The sequence below is a fragment of the Martinezella calliandrae genome (assembly GCF_030272695.1).
Classification (GTDB): Bacteria; Pseudomonadota; Alphaproteobacteria; order Rhizobiales; family Rhizobiaceae; genus Rhizobium; species Rhizobium calliandrae.
Map to the genome: position 1 here is coordinate 1 of NZ_JARFYN010000240.1, position 336 is coordinate 336.

Genomic DNA, 336 nt, shown 5'->3' on the forward strand with positions numbered 1-336 from the left:
ATCGCTTCCAGGCGGTACCCCTCCTGTGTCAGCCAATGGGCGAAGTGCGCGATGCAGCACATGTAGGCGCGCTGGGTGCCCGGAGCATATCGCCTTCGTCGCAAGTGCTCTCCGTATTGCGAAACGTAAGGCTGAAGAATACTTCCTTCCAGCCAAGCGCGCGGCCGTGGCTGTATGACGATCATCTTTTGCATACTGATCTCCTATTGAGCTGATTACGCTCGATAGGAGACACAAGAATTATGCGCAGTTCACCAGCCGGAAGTCGTCCGAGAATCCGACGGTTAAAGCCTCCTGCCTCAGCAATCTGCGCATAATTACGAGGTGCACATAATC

The 336-nt window shown here is 54.5% G+C and carries 1 pseudogene; it reads right to left on the reverse strand.

The window, feature by feature from the left end:
* A pseudogene (locus tag PY650_RS37755) lies at positions 1–194 on the reverse strand (hypothetical protein); the annotation flags it as partial.
* Positions 195–336: the final 142 nt, after the last annotated feature.